The sequence below is a fragment of the Paenibacillus sp. Y916 genome (assembly GCF_056786435.1).
Genome location: NZ_JBXCJA010000009.1, coordinates 48699 through 68572 on the forward strand (window position 1 = coordinate 48699; position 19874 = coordinate 68572).

Genomic DNA, 19874 nt, shown 5'->3' on the forward strand with positions numbered 1-19874 from the left:
AACACGGATAATTGGGGTGTTGGACAACCATTACCTTCACTAATCTGTGTTATTCCCGCATTTAATTAATATCATGCACTTATGTTTTTGAGAGGAAGGAGAAGTAGCACTTTTATGACCTAAATAACAGAAAAAAGTCCATGACATAGGCATGGACTTCTCATGATTTATTCTGATCGCGATATTCACTAGCTGTAATCCCGGCAACTCTTTTGAACACACGACTGAAATAATTAGGGTCATTATAACCGACTTTGTAGCAGACTTCCTTCAGGCTAAGTTGCCCGGAATTCATTAGAGTCTTGGCTTTATCGATCCGCAAATGAGTCACATAATCAATAAATGTACTACCGGTTTGTTGTTTGAATATTTTACTGAAATAATGGGCGTTGAGGTGGACAACATCCGCGACATCTTCAAGAGATAGATCTTCTGCAAATCTTTCCTGAATGTAGCCAAGTGCCCTGTCGAGGACGCCCAGCGTTTGTTGCTCACGTTCTTCACGAATATGATGCAGCGCGGAGAGAACATAGGATCTGTGACTTGGTTCCGTGATGAAGGAATGGCGTACTGATTCGGAGAGCGGCTGTAGTTCTCCTTCCTTCAAATCTTCGAAATGGCATACGTTTCCGTTATGATCGTCATAGGTGGATGCAAATACAGCTTCGAAGTAGGATTTTCGTAATCCGTCTTCTCCGCTCCCAATCGAGCCGATGCCAATGGATACTTCATATTTAAGCTGTTGTTCAATGAGTAGACCTAGCTTGGTTCCGTATTGTTTCATTGTCTCATTCCATAGAGTATCTTGAATATTCGGGTCTTTCCATAGGAAAATAGCCATATGACGATTAATGAGAGAACTTACAATACTACTGGCTCTAGCCGTCTTTGTGTAACTTCGGATGACATCGTATATTTTTTGCTTGTTCTGTGAATGAATATGTTCTGGAAAAGCCATGACTAGGGCACAGCCCTGTTCAAGGGGGAAGCGAAGCCATTCGGATAATTGTTCGGCATCTGTGTCCAAAGTCTGATCGATCATGAACATCAAGGCAAGTTCGTTCTCGACTAACGGTAAAAGATGGGATACTTGATGTCTGAGTTCTAACTCATCATTGCGTCTTTTTTTCTCCTGCTTCAATTCTGCAAGAAGTTCCTCCAACAAACTAACGACCTGTTCGCGTTTGGCTGGTTTAAGAAGATATTCCTTTACGCCAAGCGTAACCGCCTCCTTAGCATATGCAAAGTAATCGTAGGCGGTCACCAAGACGAACTTCGTATCGGGAAGTCGCTCTTTAATTTCGCGTATAGCGGTTAAACCTTGAATTCCGGGCATATTGATATCCATCATCACGATATGTGGACGATGCTCCTCCGCTCGTTCAATAGCTTCTCGTCCATTGTTGGCATGAATGACCTCAAATGTATCCGGCATCATGTGCTGAATAATCCATTCCAAGCCTTCGCGCTCCAGCGCCTCGTCATCCGCGATCAATAGTCGGTACATGTTGGTGTTCATTCTCCTTTCTTCTTTGGAATAAGGATGGTTATCGTCGTTCCTTCTCCAGGTGCGCTTTCAATATTCATAAGATTAGGTTGTCCATAAAATAATTGCATACGCTTGAACACATTACTTGTGCCAAGACCGGTGGAGTGTTCTTTCTCCGTTCCTGCTTCCATTCGTAGTATGGCTTGTCTTGTGTTCTCATCCATTCCACTTCCGTTATCTATTAATTTGATGAGTATGCCCTTTGGAATTCTCATAATTTCTAACCGGATGAGCCCGCCTTGTTCCATCCCTTGAACACCGTGTAAGAAGGCATTCTCAACCATAGGTTGAAGTGTCAGAGCAGGGATAGGCTCTTGTAGTGTGGACTCGTCAATTTCTAATTCGAATTGGATTCGATCCCTGAATCGTGCCTGTTGAATCGTGCAATATTCTTGAACGATGTTCAGTTCATCTTCCAGCGTTACAGGTTGATCGAGATTACGTAAATTATAACGTAGAAGATTAGACATAGAAATGATGAGATCGCTCGTCTTCTCAGCACCTTCTAGTAATGCTAACTTAGAGAGCACATTTAAGGTGTTGAAAAGAAAGTGCGGATTCATCTGGTTCTGTAACGCTTGCAACTCCAATTCTTTGAGCAGCTTCTCCTGTTCTATGTTTGCTTTATCCTTCTCTATTAATACGACTAGATCGTTAGTCATTTGTTGGAATGCTTCCGACAATATGCCAAGTTCATCGTTGGAACGTGAGGGTAGTGAATCAACTACCTTGAGATCACCAAGCGACACCTGCCTAGCTAGATTGACCAGCTTACTGACAGGTCTAGTGATACTCTGGGAAATCCAGATCGCAAGTACAATGCTCATCAGTGTATTCACAACAAATATAGCTGAGCTTAATTGATTCATTCGTGTATTCTCTTGTTGGACTTCCCGGTAAATGGGTTGATAGAAGGCGAGTTCTATATCAACAAGACGTTGTGCTTCCTCTCGAATAAATGCAGTTGTTTGCTCTGCATCGACGTAATGAGCGAATGCGATACTTGGTGTTTGAGCGTCAACTGCTGCAAGTACAGCTGCCGTCTGTTCAATGAGTGTTTCCAGCATATGCGAATATCCCATGAGAGTCGAAGGTGTAAGAGAGGGACTCGTGATCTCGGAGAGTTGGCTACGGATCTCTTCTAACTTGTTCTGCTCTTGATCTAAATTTGTTGCGCTGTTACTTTCAGTATGAATTAAATCTTGATAAAGTAATCTAAGCGTAAGATCCGCGGTTTGAGCGGATTGATTATACATCAGGATGCGATCCATCATAATACCGTAGCTTTGCTGAACGGTTTGACTGCTTTGAAATAGAAAGAAGGTAACTGAATTGACGAGCAATACGAGTAGCGGAATAAACAACAGTAATTTTTTGCGAATCGTCATGGGCACACCACCTCTTCGGAAACGGCAGATGTCCTTCGATCAAGTACAGTAATCGCTGTGAAATGCTGCTGTTGTAATGCTTTACCTTGGAAAAAATCATGGATGAGCGATATGGAATCATAACCCATTCTGTTGGGTTGTTGTACAATCGTCGAGACGATCTGACACTGAGTAATAGCTTCCTTCGTTTCAGCTAAGTCGTCAAATGCGAATATGTTAATCCCCTTCCCCTGCACATTTCCTTGTACGGAGACACGTTGCACAGCTTCGAGAATACCGATTCCATCCAAAGAGCTGAGACCAACCATATATGTGACATCTGGATGATGTAAGAGGATATATTCTGCTTGTTCAGCTGCCTGCAGACGAGAAATGCTGGAAGACATCACTTCAGCAATCGAAAGGTTATCATATTGATCAATAACGGAGCGGAACCCTTGCAGACGTAATTGCTGATTATCAGCCGATTCGTCTCCAATTAATACACCAATGCTTATTTGTTCAACTAATGGTTGTTCATGAATGGATTGCATGACAAGCTCACCCATTCTTTTTCCAGCCTCTAAGTTATCCGTGCCTACATAAGATAATCTTTGGCTACCAGGTTCATCCGTATCTATAGTAATTACAGGAACACCTTGATCTATAGCTTTATCAATTAATGTACGATATTGAGGGTTATTGATTCCTTGAATTACGACGGCATCTGCTTTAGCAGCAATGGCTTTCTCCAGTCGTTTAATTTGTTCATCTGGATTGATACGAAAGGGGCCCATATATTCGAGATTCATGCCGTATTGCTGTGCGGCTCTTCGTGCGCCATCTTCAATAGAGCGCCAATAGGGATTGTCCAACTCTTGTGCGATCAATACGACGTGGCGAGAGATAGAATCACTCTCATCCGTAGATTGTAGAGGTTGGATCAATTCACGAATACGTAGCGTAGAGAACAGGAAACTTAGCATTAAACAAGCAAATATAACAAATAGGATCACAATGCTCAGATTCCATTTCCGGTTAGACATACTGCAACTCCTTAGATATGTACTTAGTATGCACATTATACTAGATAGATGAAGTAAACCCAAAACGAACCCGAAATGACTCCGAAATGAACCCGAAATGAATGAATATCATATTACGACACTCACCCGATTCCATCTTCTTGAGATCCGGATGTCATGTTGTAATTCAGTGGAATATGCGTAGAGAGGCGATGTTAGAGTGACGAATAATGCTGCGCGCATGAAGATGGAGGTGAAGATGAATATGAAAGTAGTGAAGATGAATATGAAAGTAGTGAAGGCGAGACAAGAATAGATGCATAAACTGCATTTAATTAGAAGGAAAAGTAGGGAATAAGGGAATTAGTTATCAAAAATACACTTAAAAGTGGCGAAAACGCTGAAAAGTGAGGATTGCAGTAATCTAGATGTACTCTATGCAACTAAAGTTAGTGTTAACGGGGATTGCAGTAATCTAGATGTACTCTATGCAACTAAAGTTAGTGTTAACGGAGATTGACTAAATCTAAGTGTACTATTTGCAGCTAATAGTGAATGGTGGAAGTGGAAGGTGATTATTGGTGTTGGTGGTGGAGCTCATACCTGCTAGCGATACAATGCATTACTGGCATTGTAAACGTAAACTTCTTTATTATAAGGAAACTTTCACAAAGGACGGCATAGCCGTTTAAGCTTGTTTTTAAAGTTGCTAAGGGCGTGAGTGTGGGATGGAGAGCGGAGTATCCACCTTTAAAAACGTGTTCTGTCCGCTTAATAACATTCATGTGAACATGCTTTTAACAGCAGTGGAAGATCACACTCACGACCTCCCACGGTTTTAACAGCAGTGGAAGGTCACACTCACGACCTCCCACTCACGCCCTTCCATGTGCTTTACGATAATCTCGTGGAGAAAGATGCGAGATCTTTTTAAACGTTTTGCCGAAATGGGAGAAGTTATCGAAGCCACATTGCCAAGCAATTTCAGATATGGGAAGTTGGGTCTCTTGTAAAAGTCTCTGAGCTTCCTTAACTCGGGTTAAGCTTAAATAATTACTGTATGTAAACCCAGTCGTTTCTTTGAAAAGACGGCTTAAATAAAAAGGGCTAATATAGAAGCGGCTTGCAACTTCTGGCAGTGGAAGCGACTCAGCGATATGATCATTGAGATAGCGGGCAATGTCAGCTATCTTGCGTCGGATCGGTGTTTCGTCATCCAGTATAAGATGTTTATTATTCATCCGTTGCTGATGGGCATGAAGTAACAGCTCGACAATGCGATGTCGAAAGAGAAGTGAACTATTGGGTTGTATTGATGCTAACTCATGCTTAATCTGACCCATTGATTCCGTTAGATAGCTACTCTCGTGTAGCGGGAGCCGTAGTATGGGGGTGTCCCACATAAATGGTTCTTCTAATATGGGTAGCCATTCTAAATAAAGTTGCTCTAGGACGTTGCGATTCAAGTATATGACAATACGTTCATGATCAGGAATGCCTACATCGGATGTTTTATGAACGGCATTGCGGTCTATAAACACAAGATCTCCAGCTATAATGTGATAGCTCCGATCTTTAATGAAATAGCTACGTTCGCCTGATAACAAGTAATATAACTCGTAATGATCATGAATATGGTCATTCTGCATCGTGAAATGACCTATTCTCCGATCATATTCAATGTCGATCTGATGATAAGGATCATGGAACATAATATGAAACGGCTGGTTCACAGCGATCACCTCTATTTAAATTATAGCAAATAAAGCGGGGTATTAGAAGAAATGGACATATTTTGCGGAGAATATCGTTCTTATTTGCGGTATTGTTATTGTAATAAGAAGAGGAGGCGTTTGAATTGAGTCAGAAGAAACGTTATGTTCTAGTAGGTACAGGGGGAAGAGCAGAGTTTTTCTATGCAGCCTTAGCAAGGGATTATCGAGACACTTCTGAACTGATAGCCTTTTGTGATACGAATCAGACTCGTATGAACTATGCGAACCAATTGTTGCGAGAGAAGTATGATTATCCCGAGATTCCGACATATACAGCAGAACAGTTCGATCTGATGATTGATAGAGAGAAGCCAGACGTTGTTATTGTCACAAGTGTAGACCGTACACATCATACGTATATCATTCGCGCTATGGAGCTTGGTTGTGATGTTGTGACTGAGAAGCCGATGACTGTGGATGAAGAGAAGTGCCAAGAAATTCTAGACACGGTGAAACGGACGGGACGAGATATACGTGTGACGTTCAATTATCGCTATGCACCACATCATACGAAACTAAAGGAATTAATAATGGACGGCGTAATCGGTCAAGTTCATTCCGTGCATTTCGAATGGCTACTAAATACGGAACATGGTGCAGATTATTTCCGTCGTTGGCATCGTGATAAAAGAAATAGTGGTGGGTTGCTCGTTCACAAGTCAACACATCACTTCGATCTCGTGAACTTTTGGATCGGATCTCAACCCGAAACCGTGTTTGCTTTCGGAGACTTGATGTTCTATGGCAAGGAAAATGCGGAGAAGCGGGGAGAAACGCAGTTCTATGAGCGGGCTACCGGGAACCGGATTGCTAAGGAAGATCCATTTGCTCTGCATTTAGATGACAATGAGCATTTAAAGGCCATGTATCTGGATGCCGAACATGAAGATGGATATCGCCGTGACCAAAGTGTATTCGGAGACGGAATTAGCATTGAGGATACGATGGGCGTGTTAGTTCAATATAAGAATAAAGCGATTCTAACGTATTCACTTGTTGCTTATCAGCCGTGGGAAGGATATCGTATTGTCTTTAATGGAAGCAAAGGACGTATTGAGGTGAATGTAGTTGAACAATCATACGTGAATTCTGGAGGAGATAAGGCGTTAGAAGGTGCGTTAAAAGGCAAGTCGATTCACGTATTCCCTATGTTCAATGAGCCTTATGAAGTTGAGGTCGAAGAGGCGGAGGGTGGTCACGGAGGTGGCGATCCTGTGTTACTGAATGATATATTTGGAAATCCAGAACCTGATAAGTTCAATCGTGCTGCGAATCATATCGATGGAGCGAGATCCATCTTAACTGGTATCGCGGCGAATAAGGCGATACGGACGGGGCTTCCTGTTCGTGTCGATAGTCTAGTTCAATTCTAAACAGCTGAAAATATATGGACAAGTAGGTAGCAGGTCAAGAGAGTCACTCTTGGCCTGCTATTTGCGGTTCAGTTGTACTTGTTAATGTGTTCCATTTGGCGCGTAATCATCATACGAAGATTTATTTGCATCATAGAAAACGACATCGCCATCTTGCAAGATGAATTGAACACCATAAGGATCGGTAATGATTCGATCTCGCACTCCATCTGTACCATCAAAGCCTTCCATATCCCACCACTGGTTATTTAACGGTCCATGGATATATTGTAAATGGGGTTTCTTTAAATCTGCATTTCGAATCGTTTCAATATTGAAATTGACAGAGATATAACCTTTACGTAAAAAGATCGGTGAAGCTTCATCTAGTCGATTCGATCTGCCATAAGCGGCCAAATCGGTTCCTTTGGCAACGACATAGACTGCAGCCGGTAAACTGTATTCTCCGTACCACTGTTGAATGGAAGCATTCGTTCTAGCTGGACTTGCACTTGCATTGTCGGGCCTGTTAAATGTGTTAATGAATGTACGTAATGGGGATGGAAGTATTTCAAATCCATATCCACCTACATACGTATCTTCTTTTGCTCTTTTTTGGAATGCTGCTAAATACTGTGGCCTTGTGATCGACCAACCCGTATTCATATCATATATCGATCCGGCTGTGTTCACGATGTCAGCAACAGGAACATTGCGTAAGCGTTTATCAAGGATGATATTTCGACGATCTAAATCCGCAGCCGATCCGATCTTCACGAACTTTGCAGTGTCCGAATGGTAGTACAGATCAACTTCAATTCGTTTCGCAGGTGTTGAAGCATCGTTATCCTGGAAGTGAAAAGTCGGCGTGATCTGAATTGCATCCTTATCTTCAAACATGTTGCCCTTAGTCTTCAGATCGAATTTGAAATGATAGCCTGTCTTAACCGACATGGTCTTGAAAGCAGATACAGGATGACTTCCTCTGAGTATTGGAAGGACATACGGAGCATAGGAACCATTAGCACTTCCATCGATTCCTTTCGTTCCTACCCAGTAGGAAGTCCCTCTTTCTGTAGGGCTACCAACAGCTGTTCGAAACACCGTTTCCCAATTCGGATCAGCGATATCCGTTATACGAAAGTCATATAATCTGCCAATCACTTCTACAGGTACGGTATCCGTTGCTACATGGTTGATTAGGTTCAAATTCGCTTCCGATTCAGTCGTGAATCCGGATAAAGGTGAATTTTCAGCAAAGTATCTGAAGTAAACGGTATAGTCTCCCTCATCGACCCACACAGGTAGGAAGAACGTAGATTCTAAATCTGAAACAGGTACAGTGATCCAAGTATCCTTCGGATGGAATCTGGATTTGTCAGCTGTATAGACATCAAATTCAAAGCGGACCTGTTTGGTCTTAATATACTTTGCATAATCACGGTTTCCGTACCCGGGAATATTACGATGTTGCCCACTCGTAGGCATGTACACTTTCATATTGCGATCAAGTATAAAAGCCCTCCGGCTATAATTAGGCGTTGTCTTCTGGTTATGTGCTGCATCATCCGAAGCATTCGCATAAATGACGGTCGGCGTATGCACAGTCACCGTATTGATACCATTGATCGGGTAATTCAACTTCGCAGATCCATTAACCTGGCTATAATAAATCGTTCCTGAACTAGGTTGGTCCGCCTTGTTCGTCTTACTACTAGGTATCATATTCCCAGGGCTATACAACACATTGTCACCGGTGATGGGTGCTGTTGGAATCGCCGTTGGGGTTGATCCATGTCCTCCTGTCACTGACCCATTCATCAATGTCTGAGTATAGAAAGTAAAAGTATCATTCTTCACCCGAACCTCACCAACGGCCATTTCTGCTGCGTCTTGAGGATCTTGATTTGGCATAGCTTCAACGGTTTCAGGAACCGATGCCGGTTCATATCCACTACTCTGTGCTGTAGCATAGTATGGCGCATTATATCCACTCGGTGATATCCGGATGCCATTCCCATTAAAGGCATAATTCATGAGTGTCGCTTCATCAATCTTATGAACTTCCACGTTAAGGATCGTCCAGAATGAATAGTCACGTACTACCGTAACTTGTTCTGAAGAAGGCGCTGGTGGTTCCTCCGGTGGTGCATCCGGATCTGGTGCTGGTAGGTCTGGTAATGGTGGCGCATCAGGATCCGGTTCTTCTGCAGGCATTGTAACGTTCACCGTATACGTACAGGTTCCAGTCATTTGTTGATACCCAAATTTATATAGATAATCTTTAGACCACACATTTCCATAGAGACTTTCTGATGTTGGTATGCCTAAGAGTACATTGAATTGTTCATTCCCACGTGAATCCGCTTTGATGACTGCACTCACATTGGGATTAAGATCAACGCCATTCATATTGGCTCCAGGCGATGGTGCTGTACATTCTACTGTATTGGGTTCAGGATCATCAGGTATGTCAGGTTCAACACCTTCATAGTAATAGTTGATATAGTATACTGAGAAAGTTCCATCATAAGGATTAAGTGCCGGAGGATCTCCGAAGTCGATACTTCCACCCGAAGGAGTAGCGACTGTACTTTTCTTATACCCCTTATATACGTAATCTGCAGTTCCTGATGTATGCGTGAAAGAGTAGTTTGTACCTACCAATAAAGCTCTTGTTTCATCCGTGAACCCAGCTACACCATTTAAAGATACGCCACTTGTTGTAAAATGCTTGATTACCGCTTTCCTTGCTTTGGGTTCAAGCTTGATTGTGATCAGTGTTGGGTAATAGTGTCTTTCTGCTCTAACACCATTTGCGAATCCTCCACCTATTGAGGGATCTTCAGCTTTTTTGGCATTAAGTTCCCCCGTGACCTTTATGACTAAATTTACACTGCTAGTATTAATTCCTGTTACGCCACCAACTATCGTACTGGTATACCCAGTAGCTGATGTATCCTCAAAATCTCGCCAATATACACTCTTATAACGTGAAAAGTGAAAGACATCTTGCTGACTGACTTGCTGCCCATCAATGACAACCGATTGTGTAGCATCAAACTCGTCTATTGAGACGTCTAATACTTTTCTCCCTGCAAAATCAAAGTTATAGGGATAATCCTGCGACATTGAATCACCAGGTCGAACTCCCCCACGCCAATCATCATCCCCACCTGTACCTTTCCAAACTTCATAGTACATGTTAGCTACAAAATAGTACGTATCCGTGTTATCACTGTAGTCTGGATAGGTCGGAATATTGGCCGCCCAAACCTTTGGAATGAGCGTGGAGAATACAGAAAAGACAATAACAAAAACTAATACTAATCGTATCCAGCGTTTCATATGCAAGAACTCCTTAGATTGGGTTTTTAATTAAAAACAGTCGATTATCATCAATTCTAAAACCAATATAAACAGCATTTTGAATTTTAAACTGCATATAATTTTTATCTCCAAAATCATTATAATCTCGTTGACTTGTTGTTTTATAGAATACAGCGCTATTCCCTTTTGCATCTTTTGTATCCATATATCGGATATGGTCTCGAAACCGCGTTACCTTTTGATCAATATAGAAGATGTTAAATGGAGTTCCCATATATGTGATCTTAAGCCCATAATCATTTCCATTTCTCATGAGAACTAAATCTTTAATCGTCGTTTCTCCGTACCCCTTGCCAATTTTCAAAGGTAACTGTGACTTGTCAGCAATTAGTACCTCTGAATAAGTATTTTTCCTTGTATCCATAAGAAACTCCGGTGCATTAGCAAATAGTTTCGCCACCGTATCTATACTCTGCACCTTCACACCTGCTTCTTCCGGAGTCGGAGCATCTTTAGAACCAATCCATACCCAATTTCCATCCCAATCCACGGTTTGTCCCAATGTTTCACTAACGAATCGTAGTGGTACATACGTGCGTTGTTTATTAATTTTCATGCTTGTATCGAAAGTAACACTTTTACCGTCAACAATAGCGACACTAGAACCAATCGTTAATGTAACAGCTGTTTTATCGTTTACAATCGAAACCTCTTTCCCACCATCCCATTTCACCTCTGCGCCCAAGGCTTCGCTGACAAAGCGGATCGGTACCATGACACGATTATTCTCTGAATATGGCTTCGCATCTGGAAAGGTAATCTTCCTTGCGTTGAGTAATACCTCAATATCCGGTTTAGTCACTTCTACACTTTCTGCTGCTATAGCAGGTAATGCATACGTACCGAAACTTCCTACGCTAACTAATAAACTAGTAACCATAATTATGAGTCCTTTTTTCATCATGTATTCCTCCTAAAAAGTAGTAGTGTCTTAATAAAATAACTATAACCATTCTGAATATACTTAAAAAAGCACCACCTCACCAAGGATTCTCAAGGTAGGCGGTGCTTCCGCTGTGTCGTATTTGATTATGAAATAATGATAAACGATTTGGTATAATTAAACAATGATATATTCATAGCGGCAAGCTTCCTTTGTCCAAATGGATTTGGTAGAATATAGTTATCATTAGACTTGAGGAGGCACAGCATGACACAAGCGAATACGCGAAAGATTAAGTGGGGTATATTAGGTACAGGCTGGATTGCAGGTAAGTTTACCCAGGATTTAGTCCATGCGAGGAATGGTGAGTGTTTAGCCGTTGGATCCCGCACGCTAGATAGTGCCAAGAAATTTGCTGATCAACACGATATTCCCCGAGCCTATGGAAGTTATGAGGAATTAGCGAATGATCCCGATGTGGATGCAATATACGTGGCAACGCCACATCCTTTTCACAAAGACAGTGTGATGACTTGCTTACGCGCGGGAAAAGCCGTGTTATGTGAGAAGCCTTTCACAGTGAATAGTAGCGAGTTAGAAGAACTGGTAAGTTATGCGAAGGAACATAGACTGTTCCTAATGGAAGGCATGTGGACTCGCTTCCTACCTCCTATTATGAAGGTCAAAGAGTGGTTGAAGGATGGACGAATCGGTGATGTACAGCTGGTGAAAGGTGAGTTTGGATTCCGTATTGGTTGGGAACCGGAAGGAAGACTTCTTAACCCAGAGTTAGGTGGAGGAGCACTGTTGGATGTTGGGATTTATCCCGTTTCTTTCGCTTCTATGATATTCGGAGCAGAGCCGCAGTCGATATTAAGTACAGCACATATTGGCGAGACAGGTGTAGATGAGCAATTCTCTATTCTTTTATCCTATGGATCCGGTCGAACAGCATCGTTGAATGGAGGAATCCGGCTTGAACTCAACAATGAGGCATACATTCACGGAACGGAAGGAATGATCCATGTCCCATCTTTCTTTAATGCTCAGACGGTTTCACTTCATGTGGGTGGAGAAGAGGTCGAGCGCTTCACAGACGAACGTGTTTGTGATGGTTTTGCTTTTGAGGCAGAAGAAGTAGGCAGATGTCTGATTGAAGGTCTCACAGAGAGTCCGGTCATGACGTTGGATGAATCGCTAGGTATTATGAGAATACTTGATCAGGTACGTGGGCAATGGGGATTACGGTATCCATTTGAATTATAGAAAGAACCAAAGACTTGAAGTGATATAAATGGAGGATACAATACGATGAGCACTAACAAAGAAATTATTCAAACCAATGATGCACCGCAAGCCATTGGACCTTATTCACAAGCCGTTAAAGTTGGAGGTTTGCTCTTCACATCGGGACAGCTGGGGATCGATCCTAGCACGGGATTATTTCCAGAAACGGTTGAGGGACAGACAAAGCAATCTTTAAATAATGTCAAGGCCATTGTCGAAGCGGCAGGCGGAAGTATGAACCAAGTCGTGAAATCTACGGTTTTTCTAAAAGATATGAATGATTTCCAAGTTGTGAACGAAATATATAGCGGATTCTTTGCAGAGCCTTATCCTGCCCGCAGTGCCGTAGAGGTAGCGCGTTTACCGAAAGATGCTCTAGTAGAAATAGAAGTCATCGTTCAGCTGTAATAAGACAGTTTGAGGAAATACGCTAGTAAAAAGGGATCATGGACGCTTCGCGTCTATGGTCTTATTTTTGCATCACCCTTAGACTACCAGTTGTGACTTTTTATACCGAATGAAAGGCTACTATTCTGTTATACTTACTCCCAATAATAGTTAGAAGGAGAATATATGAAGAAGACTAGCTCTAAATATATGATTATTATATTCGCTGTCGTGTTGATTGCTCTGTTGGTATTGATAGCTATACTTAATAAGTCGCAGAATTCTACAGCATTAGAGGACCTACCGAACTATACTGAAATTCGTGGAGAGATGAATCTAGACGGGATTGATTACAGCAAGCAACCACATTTGGGAAGTGGAACGACAGGGGTACAAGTCATAGAATTTTCTGATTTCAAATGTCCGGCTTGTATGATGTGGAATGCAACTCATTCAGAGAAATTTAAAGCAGAATTTGTGGACACGGATAAGATTGATTTATACTTCATGAATTTTGCCTTTCTTGATCGAGATTCCATATTGGCTGGAGCTGCTGGGGAAAGTATTTATCGACAAAATAATGACGCATTCTGGCGGTATAAAAGATTACTATTTGAGAGTCAGGGTGTAGAGAAGGACATCTGGGCTACGGAGAAATTCTTACTTCAATTTGTAAAAGATAACATCACGGATATAGACTATGATCAATTTAAAAGTGATCTGAAAAATCACACACATGCATTAGATGTGAAAGAAGATTACAAGATAGCTGCTTCATTAGGTGTTAATGGCACTCCTAAATTTATGGTGAACGGAAAGCTCCTTCCTAGTTCTTCTTATGAAGAATTAGTCGTAGCGATTGAAGCGGAGATAGCTAGCGTAAAGTAAGAGGCATGTCCATCAAATAGCATATGTGTGATATCGAAATGATGTCCAGAGGAACGGCACTTGCCTTAAGAAGTAGGTGTCTTTTTCCTTTCTAATTTAATGGTCATATGATCTTAACTTCAAATGGTAGTCGTACTTTTGCAACGATATTGTTATAGTTATCTAGAGATAAGTCCAGTGGATTAGATTTACGGGAATGTAAGCGCGGTCATTTATATACGAAGGATCAGTCAATATACACTATGGGGATGAAAAGTAAGATGGGGAGATTCAAGGAATTCAATACGCTGCGCAATCAAATATTTTTAGGTTTCTGTGTAGTTATGCTCGTTATTATTAGTGTTGCGGGGGTGTTTATCTTCGATAGAGTATCAACACTCCTTAAAGACAACACAGAGAAGCATATTCAGCAAACAGCCGTACAAGCCACCGGACGATTGGATGCATTAATTGCACAGATTGATAGCATGACTATGCAAGTAGCGACGAATTCATACGTTCAACAGCTGTTGATGAAAGAATTAGACGGGCAACCCGGCACGTTTAACGAACGTCAGTCCTTGCTACAAATCGTTGGAGGTTATCAAGCGTATACGACGAATGTAGAATCGTTGGAGCTATATACTTCGGATAATAAGTTATTGTTTCCAATGGGAGACAGTACGCTGTCCAGTCGGGTGGACAAAGGTTATATTGAAGAGGCCAATCGTCAGAAGGGACGACTAGTTTGGATGGGAATTGATCCGAAAGATACGGAATACATTCTGGCTATCAGGCAGGTCAGTTTAATGGATCGTTGGTTCTCTAGAGGTGGTTATATACTTGTACGTATTCAACGTAGTTATTTTCAACTAGATGAATTTCAAATAGTTAATGAGGCAGGGGAGTCTATCCTGTTAGTGGACGATACTGGTCGGTTGCTTAATACAAATGGGATAACAGATGCTGATTTAGAACTTCTCTTGGATAGTGGGGATCAGACAGTGACGGTTGAGGGGAAAGACTATGTGATGGTCCAGCAACATTCAGACAAGACGAATTGGACGCTCATTATTTTAACACCTGTCCGATATATCACCGAAGGTATATCGATGCTACGGACTGTTCTGTTTGCATCAGGTGGTATAGGGGCATTGTTATTCTTAATTATGTCCTTTATATTATCTACGATGATTACACGTCCTATTATCCAGCTGATCAAAGCGATGCGTAAATCTCGATTTGGTGTACTTACACCCAATAATGAGTCCGTATACACGATGGAGCTAAGTGAATTGAATTATACGTATAATCAGATGGTCAATCATATGAATGAGCTAATACGTGTTGTGTATGAGAAAGAAATGCTCCAGAGTCGTACCGAGTTAAAAGCACTACAGGCGCAAATTAATCCACATTTTCTCTTCAATACACTAGAAGCATTTAATTGGTCGCTTCAGGAGAAGGGGGAGGAGGATTTAGCTGATCTAGTCGTGGCCATGTCCAAATTATTTCGCTATACCATTAGTAATCCGAATCATGACGAATGGGTCACGATCGGTGAAGAATTGGAGCAGGTCAGACGTTATTTGCTAATCATGCAGATGAGGCTTGGAGATCGTTTAAGTTGGCAGGTAGATATATCATCAGAGTCTATGTCTGTCCCCATTCCGAAATTATTAATTCAGCCGATTGTAGAGAATGCCATTCTCTACGGAGTGGAGAGCAAGATTAATCCGGGCATGGTTACAGTCAGTGTAATGCCATCCGAAAGAGAAGGTTGGACAACGGTAACCGTTACAGATGACGGTACGGGCATGAATGAGGAAATACTTAATGGATTAAAGGATGCGTTGGCGGGTGGACCATCTATTTCTTCGAAGGGAACAGGTGTAGGACTCGTCAATGTGCAGCGGCGCCTGAATCTTTATTATGAAGGAGATCACGGGGCAGTGGAAGGATTACGCATAAGTAGTCGTATATCAGAGGGAACCATAGTTGTGTTTGAAATACCAAGTGAACAAGGAGGACGATGAATTTGATAAAGACAATTCTGATTGTGGATGATGAGCCTCGAACTCGAGAGGGAATTCGAATTACGCTGGAAGCTTACCTGACTGGACAACCTTATCGAGTAGAGACGGCATCGAACGGAGTAGAGGCTATGGAATGGCTTCGGCATAACGACGCGCATCTATTGATTACGGATGTTCGGATGCCAGAGATTAGTGGTCTAGATTTAATTCATTCACTTCAAGATAAGCGTAATAAGCCATCGGTGATCGTTATTTCAGGTTATGCAGAATTCGAATATGCGCAGAAAGCGATTCAATTCGGTGCAATCAATTACCTACTTAAGCCATTAGATAAACAAGAGCTTCTGAGCGTCGTACAGCAGGCATTGCAAGTGGGCGTCGAGAAGAGGCGCAGAGAGAATATAGAGAAGCTAGTCGACAAGAAACTATTGGGGGTAGATAAATCGAACGAAGGCGAGAGTACGCCGGTTCGTGAGGCCATGGCGTATGTGGAAGAGCATCTGGAAGAGCCGATTACTCTGAGTGGACTTGCTATGTTGCTTCATTTGAATGCTAGCTACTTTAGCGTATTATTCAAAGAACAGACGGGAATGACATTCAGTGAATACCTATCGCGTAGTAGGATTCAACATGCAAAGATGCTACTTACACAGACCCGAATGCCCATTAGTGAGATTGCTTTAAAGGTAGGTTATCAGACCGATAAATATTTCATCAAAGTGTTTAAGTCACTGGAATTGATTAGCCCAAGCAGATATAGACAACGTATTGGGCAGCAAGATGAGATAGAATAAGGGGTTGAAGTGATGTCTAGAAAGAAGATAACTTCTAGTCTGCTACTTGTACTTGCCATGATGGTTGTATTGTCTGGGTGTAATGGGACAAGCGGCAATAAGGAAAAAGAGACGAACGGTGCATCGAAGGGTGGAACTGAACAGAAAGTCACTTTAAATATGATGCATTTGTGGCCAGCAGGAAGCTCAGCACAGCAGAATAAGCTTGTAAGTGACATTATCAATCAGTATCAGATTGATCATCCTAATATGATCATAAAGCAAGAGATTCTAGAAAATGAGCAATATAAGAACAAATTAAAAGTGTTATCCGCGTCTAATGAGCTACCAGATGTAGGAATAACATGGGCGGCAGGGTTTATGGAGCCTTATGTCAAGGCTGGCCTGTTCGCAGAACTGGATGATATTCTTGGCGGGGAACAACTAAAGGATAAATTTGTGAGCGGTATCACTGAAGCATATACCGCGGATGGCAAGACATATGCACTTCCCATTGAACTGAATATCTCACCCATTTATTATAACAAAGCCATTTTTGCTAAATATAATCTTCAGGTTCCGACAACATACGATGAATTCAAGCAAGTTGTGAGAACGCTAACAGATCATGCTGTAGCTCCAATTGCCCTTGGGAACAAGGATCGCTGGACAGGATCATTATGGTATATGTATTTAGCAGATCGGATCGCGGGGAACGAAACTCTTAAGAAGGCGATTGACGGTTCAGGTTCATTCGATGATCCAGGTCTAATTCAAGCAGCTGTTGAAATTCAGACTCTAGTAGATATGAATGCTTTCAACAAAGGCTTTAATGGACTTTCCCATGATGAAGGTAAATCTGTATTCATGAATAGTAAGGCGGCTATGTATCTCATGGCAACATGGGAGCTACCGAACTACACGACCAATCCAGATATCCCGCAAGAATTCAAAGATAATATTGGATTCTTCAAGTTCCCAACCGTTGAAGGTGGAAAGGGGAATATTAACAGTTGGGTTGGTGGTCCTGGTGTAGGTCTATTCGTAGCTGAACAATCCAAGGTTAAAGATGAAGCCAAAGCTTTTGTTGAATACTTTGTTTCCAAGTGGGGGGAACAGTCTGTAACGGTTGCGGGAGCTATCCCAGCAACGAAGGTAGATACAACGCAGGGATCTTTACCGCAGTTGTATATTGATCTATTTAATGAATTGAACAGCGCTAGTAGTATTACATTATTTGTTGATGTGCAAATGAAATCGAATGCCGCTCAAGAACATTTGAATATGATCCAGGCATTATTCGGTAAGGTAGTTACTCCAGCAGAATTTGCGAAGCAACATATGGAGGCTATTGAGAAGGGGAATTAAATGGATGGTTATGACAAGAGATAACGGAATGTAACAGATTGTGAATTGACAACGAGCTAATCATTCTCTATAATGACGTTAATCTAATACACGGTATACGTTGAAGGAATTAGTAGCAAGCTGTCACTGTTATTCAGAAAGCTAGGGGTTGATGCAACCTAGCACAAACAGTCTTGCGAATTACACTCTGGAGTATCTTAGGTAATACTAAGCGGACTAGCAAACGATACTCTTGCTAAGAGTGGTATGAATAGAGGAGTCACACTATTTATGCAATTTGGGTGGTAACACGGTTATTCAATCGTCCCTATGTCTATTGTAGACATAGGGGCGATTTTTGCGTTATGGCGTTATTTAGAGGAAGTTCAAAAAGCTGACTTTTTGAACACGCACTATTAGGGGATAAATCAATATTGATATGAAAAGGGGCTGAATGAAAATGAGTAACATGAATATTATTGATGAGTTAGAATGGCGCGACGCGATTAATCAGCAGACCGATGCAGAAGGTTTACGCGAATTAGTCAGTGAGAAGAAGATTGCTTTGTACTGCGGTGTCGATCCGACGGGGGATAGCATGCATATTGGACATTTAATTCCATTCATGGTGTTGAAACGATTCCAAGCATACGGACATTTACCTGTTATCTTAATTGGTGGTGCGACAGGGACTATTGGTGATCCAAGTGGACGTTCATCCGAACGACAATTACAGACATTAGAGCAAGTACAAGACAATGTGAACGCCCTAACAGCGCAGATGAAGAAGTTATTCGTTACAGATAACGATGCACAACTGAAAATGGTAAACAACTATGACTGGACTCATAACATAAATGTGATCGACTTCTTACGTGATTATGGGAAGAATTTCAGTATCAATGCGATGTTGGCTAAAGATGTTGTATCCAGTCGCCTAGATAGTGGAATTTCATTTACCGAATTCGCATACCAAATTCTTCAGTCTATGGATTACCATCACCTATATGCAGAAGAAGGAGTTCAATTACAGATTGGTGGATCTGATCAGTGGGGGAATATCACAAGTGGCCTAGACTTAATTCGTAAAAAAGAAGGCTCAGAAGCGAAGGCATTCGGATTAACGATCCCATTAATGTTGAAAGCAGATGGTACGAAATTTGGTAAATCAGCAGGTGGCGCGATCTGGTTAGATCCTGATCAAACATCACCGTATGAATTCTACCAATTCTGGTTGAATACAGATGATCGTGATGTCGTTAAATACTTGAAATACTTCACATTCCTAACGCAAGACGTCATTCATGAATTAGAGAATAAAGTGAATACAGAACCAGGTAAACGTGAAGCACAACGAGTACTAGCTGAAGAGATGACCAAATTCGTTCATAGTGAAGAAGCTTTAGCACAAGCCATTAAAATCTCGGAAGCCTTATTTAGTGGAGACATTAAATCATTAACAGCGGATGAAATTGAGCAAGGATTTAAAGAAATGCCTACTTTTGAAGCGACTAAAGAAACAAAGAATATTGTGGATTGGTTAGTAGATCTAGGTATCGAACCATCCAAGCGTCAGGCAAGAGAAGATATTACGAATGGAGCGATCTCTATGAATGGTGAAAAAGTAGCAGATCTAAACACGGAAGTATCTGCAGACAAATCATTCGACGGCCGGTTCATCATTATTCGTAAAGGTAAGAAGAAATACAGTCTAGTTAGATTAGTGGATTAATAAAGTCATTGTCGTATCGATTTGGGAATTTAAGAAAACCGAGTAATCCATCACATGGGCTACTCGGTTTTTGTTTTATCTTTATCAGTTGAGTCATTGATATT

15 protein-coding genes and 1 other annotated feature are annotated in these 19874 nt (G+C 41.6%); of the genes, 9 read left to right on the top strand and 6 right to left on the bottom strand.

All coding sequences use genetic code 11. The features are described 5' to 3' along the window. Positions 1–160: 160 nt before the first annotated feature. From AC1TO9_RS17760 to AC1TO9_RS17770, 3 genes are read right to left on the bottom strand one after another with little or no spacing between them, the layout of a single operon-like run. Positions 161–1507, bottom strand: a complete 1347-nt coding sequence (locus AC1TO9_RS17760) for a response regulator transcription factor (RefSeq protein WP_482056821.1) — start codon at positions 1505–1507, stop codon at positions 161–163. Positions 1508–1515: 8 nt separating this feature from the next. Continuing rightward, on the bottom strand, positions 1516–2937 hold the full coding sequence (locus AC1TO9_RS17765) for a sensor histidine kinase (RefSeq protein ID WP_482060023.1): 1422 nt from the start codon (positions 2935–2937) through the stop codon (positions 1516–1518). Beyond that, on the bottom strand, positions 2934–3962 hold the full coding sequence (locus tag AC1TO9_RS17770; RefSeq protein ID WP_482060024.1) for a substrate-binding domain-containing protein: 1029 nt from the start codon (positions 3960–3962) through the stop codon (positions 2934–2936). Before AC1TO9_RS17770 ends, AC1TO9_RS17765 begins: the two co-directional genes overlap by 4 nt. A gap of 367 nt (positions 3963–4329) precedes the next feature. Here AC1TO9_RS17770 and AC1TO9_RS17775 point away from each other — a divergent pair, with 367 nt between their 5' ends. Then, positions 4330–4461 (top strand): hypothetical protein, encoded by a 132-nt coding sequence (locus AC1TO9_RS17775; protein WP_482056762.1) that lies wholly within the window; start codon positions 4330–4332, stop codon positions 4459–4461. Between the two features lie 355 nt (positions 4462–4816). On the opposite strand, the gene AC1TO9_RS17780 is transcribed toward AC1TO9_RS17775, so the two are convergent. Then, positions 4817–5674, bottom strand: coding sequence for a helix-turn-helix domain-containing protein (locus AC1TO9_RS17780; RefSeq protein WP_482060025.1), 858 nt, complete (start codon positions 5672–5674; stop codon positions 4817–4819). Between the two features lie 125 nt (positions 5675–5799). Here AC1TO9_RS17780 and AC1TO9_RS17785 point away from each other — a divergent pair, with 125 nt between their 5' ends. Continuing rightward, positions 5800–7089 (top strand): Gfo/Idh/MocA family oxidoreductase, encoded by a 1290-nt coding sequence (locus tag AC1TO9_RS17785; protein ID WP_482060026.1) that lies wholly within the window; start codon positions 5800–5802, stop codon positions 7087–7089. Positions 7090–7170: 81 nt separating this feature from the next. Here AC1TO9_RS17785 and AC1TO9_RS17790 read toward each other — a convergent pair whose 3' ends face one another. Further along, complete coding sequence (locus tag AC1TO9_RS17790) at positions 7171–10416, bottom strand: DUF5704 domain-containing protein (RefSeq protein WP_482060027.1); 3246 nt, start codon at positions 10414–10416, stop codon at positions 7171–7173. A gap of 13 nt (positions 10417–10429) precedes the next feature. Then, positions 10430–11362 (bottom strand): copper amine oxidase N-terminal domain-containing protein, encoded by a 933-nt coding sequence (locus tag AC1TO9_RS17795; RefSeq protein ID WP_482060028.1) that lies wholly within the window; start codon positions 11360–11362, stop codon positions 10430–10432. A gap of 246 nt (positions 11363–11608) precedes the next feature. On the opposite strand from AC1TO9_RS17795, the gene AC1TO9_RS17800 reads away from it, so the two are divergent. The 7 genes from AC1TO9_RS17800 (at position 11609) to tyrS (ending at position 19770) form a co-directional block, all read left to right on the top strand. Next, complete coding sequence (locus tag AC1TO9_RS17800; protein ID WP_482060029.1) at positions 11609–12607, top strand: Gfo/Idh/MocA family protein; 999 nt, start codon at positions 11609–11611, stop codon at positions 12605–12607. 45 nt (positions 12608–12652) lie between these two features. Next, positions 12653–13036 (top strand): RidA family protein, encoded by a 384-nt coding sequence (locus AC1TO9_RS17805; protein WP_482056756.1) that lies wholly within the window; start codon positions 12653–12655, stop codon positions 13034–13036. Positions 13037–13201: 165 nt separating this feature from the next. Then, positions 13202–13903 (top strand): DsbA family protein, encoded by a 702-nt coding sequence (locus AC1TO9_RS17810; RefSeq protein ID WP_482060030.1) that lies wholly within the window; start codon positions 13202–13204, stop codon positions 13901–13903. Positions 13904–14163: 260 nt separating this feature from the next. After that, positions 14164–15918 (top strand): cache domain-containing sensor histidine kinase, encoded by a 1755-nt coding sequence (locus AC1TO9_RS17815; RefSeq protein WP_482060031.1) that lies wholly within the window; start codon positions 14164–14166, stop codon positions 15916–15918. After that, positions 15915–16712 (top strand): response regulator, encoded by a 798-nt coding sequence (locus AC1TO9_RS17820; RefSeq protein WP_482060032.1) that lies wholly within the window; start codon positions 15915–15917, stop codon positions 16710–16712. The genes AC1TO9_RS17815 and AC1TO9_RS17820 overlap by 4 nt, the downstream gene beginning before the upstream one ends. A gap of 12 nt (positions 16713–16724) precedes the next feature. Further along, positions 16725–18059: an extracellular solute-binding protein gene (locus AC1TO9_RS17825; RefSeq protein ID WP_482060033.1), complete on the top strand. Its 1335-nt coding sequence runs from the start codon at positions 16725–16727 to the stop codon at positions 18057–18059. 91 nt (positions 18060–18150) lie between these two features. Beyond that, positions 18151–18371, top strand: a binding site (T-box leader). A 136-nt stretch (positions 18372–18507) separates the two neighbouring features. Then, complete coding sequence (gene tyrS / locus AC1TO9_RS17830) at positions 18508–19770, top strand: tyrosine--tRNA ligase (protein WP_482060093.1); 1263 nt, start codon at positions 18508–18510, stop codon at positions 19768–19770. Positions 19771–19874 lie beyond the last annotated feature (104 nt).